General features: G+C 72.0%; 5 protein-coding genes. 3 read left to right on the top strand and 2 right to left on the bottom strand.

The genetic code is table 11. The annotated features are described in order from the left end of the window. Positions 1–445 precede the first annotated feature (445 nt). Complete coding sequence (locus F0L46_RS25290; protein WP_149822384.1) at positions 446–1,027, top strand: YqaA family protein; 582 nt, start codon at positions 446–448, stop codon at positions 1,025–1,027. A 195-nt stretch (positions 1,028–1,222) separates the two neighbouring features. Here the strand turns inward: F0L46_RS25290 and F0L46_RS25285 are convergent, their stop codons facing one another. Beyond that, positions 1,223–3,079 (bottom strand): ABC transporter ATP-binding protein, encoded by a 1,857-nt coding sequence (locus F0L46_RS25285; RefSeq protein WP_149822383.1) that lies wholly within the window; start codon positions 3,077–3,079, stop codon positions 1,223–1,225. 96 nt (positions 3,080–3,175) lie between these two features. Further along, entirely contained in the window at positions 3,176–3,472 is a 297-nt protein-coding gene (locus tag F0L46_RS25280; RefSeq protein WP_149822382.1) for a hypothetical protein, read from the bottom strand. Positions 3,473–3,754: 282 nt separating this feature from the next. Here F0L46_RS25280 and F0L46_RS25275 point away from each other — a divergent pair, with 282 nt between their 5' ends. Next, positions 3,755–4,915 (top strand): hypothetical protein, encoded by a 1,161-nt coding sequence (locus F0L46_RS25275; RefSeq protein WP_240540162.1) that lies wholly within the window; start codon positions 3,755–3,757, stop codon positions 4,913–4,915. Positions 4,916–5,347: 432 nt separating this feature from the next. Next, positions 5,348–5,623, top strand: coding sequence for a hypothetical protein (locus F0L46_RS25270; protein WP_149822381.1), 276 nt, complete (start codon positions 5,348–5,350; stop codon positions 5,621–5,623). Positions 5,624–5,692 lie beyond the last annotated feature (69 nt).

Here is a 5,692-nt window from a genome sequence, read left to right as displayed (position 1 = left end):
CGGCACGACCGTGCGACTGCCCAGTTCGGGCGGCGACGTCCAAGAGGTGCCGGATGCGTGCCGGGGCGACCCGGACGGGGCCGGACCATCGATCCGGGCCCCCCGTGGACGCCGCTGGGCTTCTAAGCTCACGGCCGACTGCCACCATCGAGCCCGCGGCGTCCCGCGTCCCCTCGATCCTCTCGCCCGCCCTCCGGCAGACGGCCGGACAGGACGGGCCGCCCCCGGGGCGCGATGAGGCGCGTCTGCGCGTCTCCCCCGGGGGAAAGGGGGCAGAGGGCGCAGCGTCCCGGCATGGACTGAGCGGCCGCGTGGCGTTCGCCCGGGTTTACATTCGCGTCCCCATGGTTAAACCGGGCCGGCGAAGGCCCCCCGGGGCTCCCCTTAGCCCTGCCGCGATGGCGTCCCAACCGGGAGGCGGCGTGGCGGCGACCCTGGCGGACCGATGCTCAAGCGCCTCTACGACTGGACCCTCTCGCTCGCCGCGCGCCCCTGGGCGGCTGGCGCGCTCGGCGCCGTCTCCTTCGCGGAGAGCTCGTTCTTCCCCGTGCCGCCGGACGTCATGATGGTGCCCATGACCCTGTCGCGCCCGGACCAGGCCTGGCGCTACGCCGCCATCGCGACGGTCACGTCCGTGCTCGGCGGGCTTCTCGGCTACGCCATCGGCGCCCTGCTCTACGATTCGGTCGGGCAATGGCTGTTCGACCTCTACGGCCTGAGCCGGGGCGCGGAGGCGTTCCGGGCGGCCTATGCGCAGCACGGCCACTGGATCATCCTCATCAAGGGCTTCACCCCGATCCCCTACAAGCTCGTGACCATCACCTCGGGCTTCGCGGGCTACGACCTGTTCTGGTTCGTGGTGCTGTCGATCATCACCCGGGGGGCGCGGTTCTTCTTCCTCTCGGCCCTGCTCAGCCGCTACGGCGCCTGGATCAAGGACAAGCTCGACCGGCATTTCTATCCCATCGCCATCGGGGCGGTGGCGCTGATCGCGATGGGCTTCGTCGGGTTCCGCTACCTGCTTTGAGGGGCGGGCCGGGACGGATGGCCTGTTCTCCACCCTCGTCCTGAGGTGCCCTGCGAAGCCCGGCCTCGAAGGGCGCTCCAGGGATCGCCGGACGGCTGTGGAAGCGTGCTGCGTGCTTCGAGACGCCTGCTGGCGCAGGCTCCTCAGCATGAGGGGGACAGGAGCAAGCCTTAGCCAGAATGTGAGGATCACCGCTCAGCGATAGCCCGCGGCCTGAAGCTCGAACAGCTCGGCGTAGCGACCGCGCAGCGCCAGCAGCACCTCGTGCGAGCCCGATTCCGCGACCCGGCCGTCCTCCAGCACGATGATCCGGTCGGCCATGCGCACGGTGGAGAAGCGGTGGGAGATCAGGAGGGCGGTGCGGCCGCGGCTGAGGTCGCGGAAGCGCTGGAACACCTCGTACTCGGCCCGGGCGTCGAGGGCGGCGGTGGGCTCGTCGAGCACGATCACGTCCGCCTCCCGCATATAGGCCCGGGCGATGGCAACCTTCTGCCACTCGCCGCCCGAGAGGTCGTAGCCGTCCTCGAAGCGCTTGCCGAGCACCTGGTCGTAGCCCCGGGGCAGACGCTCGACCACGCCGTCGGCGAGGCTGCGGGCGGCGGCGTCGCGGATGCGCTCGCGGTCGCCCACCGCCTCGATGGAGCCCATCCCGATGTTCTCGCCGGCGCTCATGTGGAAGCGCACGAAGTCCTGGAAGATCACGCCGACATGCCGGCGCAGGTCGGCGACGTCGTACGAGCGCAGGTCCCGCCCCTCGAGGAGGATGCGGCCTTCCGTCGGGTCGTAGAGCCGGGTGAGGAGCTTGACGATGGTGGTCTTGCCCGCCCCGTTGCCGCCCACCAGGGCCAGCACCTCGCCGGCCCCGATCGCGAGGTCGAGGTGGCGCACGGCCCAGCGCTCCGAATCCGGATAGCGGAAGCCCACGTTCTCGAACCGGATGCCCTCGCGCAGTGGCACGGGGAAGGGCCGCGCGTCGGCGCCCGACACGATGGCGGGCCGCACCTCGAAGAACCGGAAGAGGTCCTCCAGGTAGAGCGCCTGGCCCGCGATCTGCGAGAAGCCCAGGAGGAGGCCCTCCAGAAGCCCGCGAAGGCGCAGGAACGAGCCCGCCAGGAAGGTGAGGTCGCCGAGCGTGAACTCGCCCGCCACCGTGCGCCAGACGATGAGCGCATAGGCGACGTAATAGGCGACCGACCCCAAAGCCGCGAACACCCCGCCCCAGGCCGCGCGGCGGATCGCGAGCGCCTTGCGCTCCGCGTAGACGCCGTCGGCGAAGCCCCGGAAGCGGTCCACGAGGAAGCCGTTGAGGCCAAACAGCTTCACCTCCTTGGCCGTCTCCACGCTCGTCGCGAGATAGCGGATATAGTCGAGCTGCCGGCGCTCGGGGGTCCGCACGTAGTTGAGCCGGTAGCCCTGCGCGTTGAAATGCATCTCGCCCACGAAGGCCGGCACCAGGGCCAGCACCAGGAGAAGGATGAGCCAGGGCGCGAAGGCCACGAGGCCGACGGCGAGGGTCGCCACGGTGAGGGCGTCCTGCACCTGGCCGAAGACCTGCGTGAGGAGCGAGGCGCGCCAGGTGATCTGGTTGCGGGCCCGCTCGATCCGGTCCTGCTGGGCGCTGCCCTCGAACTGCTCCAGGTCGAGGAGCGTGGCATGCTCCATGAGCTGGATGGAGGCGAAGTTGCTGAACCGGTCGGCGAGCAGGCCGTCGACGAGGGAGCTTCCCCGGCTCAGGGCGTCGGCGAGGACAGCGAGGCCGAGCTCGAGGGCGAGCAGAAGGGCGAGGGTGTCGAGGCGTCCGCTCGTCAGCCAGCCCCCGAGCGAGGGATCGGCGGGGGGTAGGCGCATCTGCCCCGCCACCTCGTCGATGATGAGCTTGCCCACGTAGAGCACAGCCACCGGCAGGCTGGCCCGCGCCAGACGCAGGGCCACGCTCCCCGCCGTGAGGGCGGGGCTCGCCTGCCAGACGAGGCGGAACAGGGCCGGCAGGTGGCGCAGCGCCCCGGCGCGCTCGCGCCAGCTCGGTTGCGGGGGAGGGGATCCGACGGGCATCGCGCCACTATGTGGCGGCCTCGCCGCGTTTTCACAGGGGCGACGACGGCGCAGGCGCCGCCACGGCGGAGGGCCGGGCCCGTCGGGGCGCCGGGATCACCCCCGGGCCAGGCACTCGCGATAGGCTCCCATGCGGGTCGCCGGGCGGCCCGCCTCGGGGCGCGGCGGGATCTGGCTCCGGCACTCGCTCGCCCGGGCCCGGGCCGAGGAGACGCCGTCGCGCTGCATCTTCATGCGAAGGCTCGCCACCTCGAGGCGCTGGCGCGTCGCCCCGAGGAGCCCGCCCACGCTGACCCGACCCGCGACGCCGGCCCTGGCCGCGTCCGCCGCCTGGACGGCGACCGGCCCGAACGCCATCACCACCGATACGGCCAGAACCGCCCGCAGGACCATCACGCACCCCGATTTCGCAATGGAGCCACCATGCACGGCCATGGTGAAGACGGGATTAAGATCGCCCGGCGGGTGGCTCGCTCGGGGCAGGGCGGCGCTCCGGCCTCGGGGCTCCTGTTTCCCCGCAGGATCGTGCAATGCCCGCTCGCGGCGGCGCTCGATGGATGAGACCGCTCCGGCGATGATGGAAGCCCGCCCCGATGACGCGGCCCCGCAACCCCGGCCCGGCCTCCTCGTTCCACCCCTGCCGTCCCTTGCCCAGGCGCGATCCCGGAACACGTCATGTCCAGATCCATTCCCTGCCGCCTCGCCGCCTTCTCATCGGCGCTCACGGCCCTCGCCTCGCCGGCGCAGGCTCACGTCAAGTGGTTCGCGCCCTACATCGTCGGCGCGGCGCCCCAGCCCGTCGGCGCGACGCTTGCGAATGTCTGGTTCTGGACGGCGATCGCCCTCGTGCTCGGCTTCTTCCTCGCGACCCGCGCCGTGGAGCGCACCGATCTCGGCCAGGCGGTGCTCGCGGGCTTCGACCGGGTCTCGGCGCCGCTGTGGCGGCGGGCCGACGACTTCATGCGCGCCGTCATCGCCGCGTTCTTCATCGCGGTCTTCGCGGTGGGCGGCGTCTATCTCACCCCGGACCTGAAGACGCCCTCCGAGCTGGTGTCGTGGGCCCAGCTCCTCATCGCGGCCCTGATCTTCTCCCGGCGCACGCAACCCCTCGCGGCCGCCGGGATCATCGGCCTGTGGGTGCTGGCGCTACGCGACTACGACATCTTCCACCTCCTCGACTACCTGGCGCTCGGCGTCTCGGTCGCGGCCTATCTCGTGCTGGAAGCGTCCGCGAACGAGGACTGGCGGCGGCACCGCTTCGAGGTGCTGCGCTGGGGCGTCGCCATCGCGCTGATGTGGTCGAGCCTCGAGAAGTTCGCCTATCCGGACTGGTTCCACCCGCTGGTCGAGGAGAAGCCGTTCCTCACCTTCGGCATGCCCCGCGACGTGTTCATCCCCATGGCGGGGGTCGCGGAGTTCACCATGGGCTTCGGCCTGATCTGGACGCCCCTCGTGCGCCGCCTCTCGGCCGTGGCCCTGTTCTTCATCTTCAACGCGGCGGTCTATCCCTTCGGGCGCATCGACCTCGTGGGCCATGCCCTGATCATGGCCGTCATCGTGCTCATCGCCGCCGATCCCGAGCGGCAGGTCCACTTCCTGCCCGGCGTGCGGCGCAAGCTCGCCGCGGTGCCGGCAGGCCTCGCCGCGGCGCTCGTCCTGTTCACGGTCGGCTATTGGGGCCTCCACGCGGCCTTCTACGGACGGGAGGGACGAGCCGGGCCTGCGGGCGAGATGGCGACCCACACCTTCAGCCCGGAACACCCCCATGGCCCGGCGGCGACGGGCTCGACGGCCGCGACGGAATACGACCATGGACCCGAGATCCGCCCCCGCTGACGCCGCGATCGTCATGCCCGGCATGGCGGGACGGGACGGCGTCCGGACCGGGCCCCGGCGGAACCAAGCGCCTATCGCCACGTTTGAGCAGGGCCCTGGAGGAGTTCTCGTGCACGCCCGGCTCACACCGCCATCTGTCGTCCCCATGCCCCTCGGCCGTCGCGGCGGCGGGCCTCGACCGCCTGGCATCCTGAGCCGGAGGCGCACGCGATACGCCGCGACGGTCGTCGCGAGCCGCCACGGGCACCGCCGCGTTCCCATCAGCCCACCTTAAGAACCAGCCCCAGCTCCGGTGTCGGCCGCGTCCGGGCTCCCCGTCCGGGTTCTCGCCGCGCCGACCGACGACGATCGACCGCCAGGGTCCCCCGCTGCCCCCGTCCGGGGCGCGGCGTTCCCTGGTGGACCGCAGCAGGCCGGGTTCGAGGAGCCGACATGCCGACCATCACCCATCGCCATGGCGCCGCGCGGGCGCCGTCCGACGCCGGCGCGAGCCCGACATGGGCATCCCCCGGCGAGCCTCCCCTCGCAGGCGGGCCCTCGGCGGCGCCGCTCCCCGGCCCTTCCGAGGACGCGAGGGACGCGGGCGAGGCGGAGGGCGACCCCCGCGAGCGCAGGGCGGCCCGGCTCTTCACGGTGCTGGCCGGCCTCATCACGGGAACCTGGGCCGCCGTGCTGATCTGGGCGGCTCAGTCGCTCGTCTTCTCATAGGGAACCCGGCCGCGCGGCCCGGCTCCGGCGTCGAGCAAGGAACACCAATGCTCATCAGGCATACGGCGG

The organism is Salinarimonas soli (assembly GCF_008386575.1).
In the GTDB taxonomy this organism is placed as follows: domain Bacteria; phylum Pseudomonadota; class Alphaproteobacteria; order Rhizobiales; family Beijerinckiaceae; genus Salinarimonas_A; species Salinarimonas_A soli.
The sequence above is the reverse complement of the archived record's forward strand: the minus strand, read 5'-3'. Positions and strand labels throughout refer to the sequence as shown.

Excerpts from the sequence above, each read along its gene's own strand:
- F0L46_RS25290 (WP_149822384.1), top strand. The coding sequence starts at position 446 with ATGCTCAAGCGCCTCTACGACTGGACCCTCTCGCTCGCCGCGCGCCCC.
- F0L46_RS25285 (WP_149822383.1), bottom strand. The coding sequence starts at position 3,079 with ATGCCCGTCGGATCCCCTCCCCCGCAACCGAGCTGGCGCGAGCGCGCC.
- F0L46_RS25280 (WP_149822382.1), bottom strand. The coding sequence starts at position 3,472 with ATGGTCCTGCGGGCGGTTCTGGCCGTATCGGTGGTGATGGCGTTCGGG.
- F0L46_RS25275 (WP_240540162.1), top strand. The coding sequence starts at position 3,755 with ATGTCCAGATCCATTCCCTGCCGCCTCGCCGCCTTCTCATCGGCGCTC.
- F0L46_RS25270 (WP_149822381.1), top strand. The coding sequence starts at position 5,348 with ATGCCGACCATCACCCATCGCCATGGCGCCGCGCGGGCGCCGTCCGAC.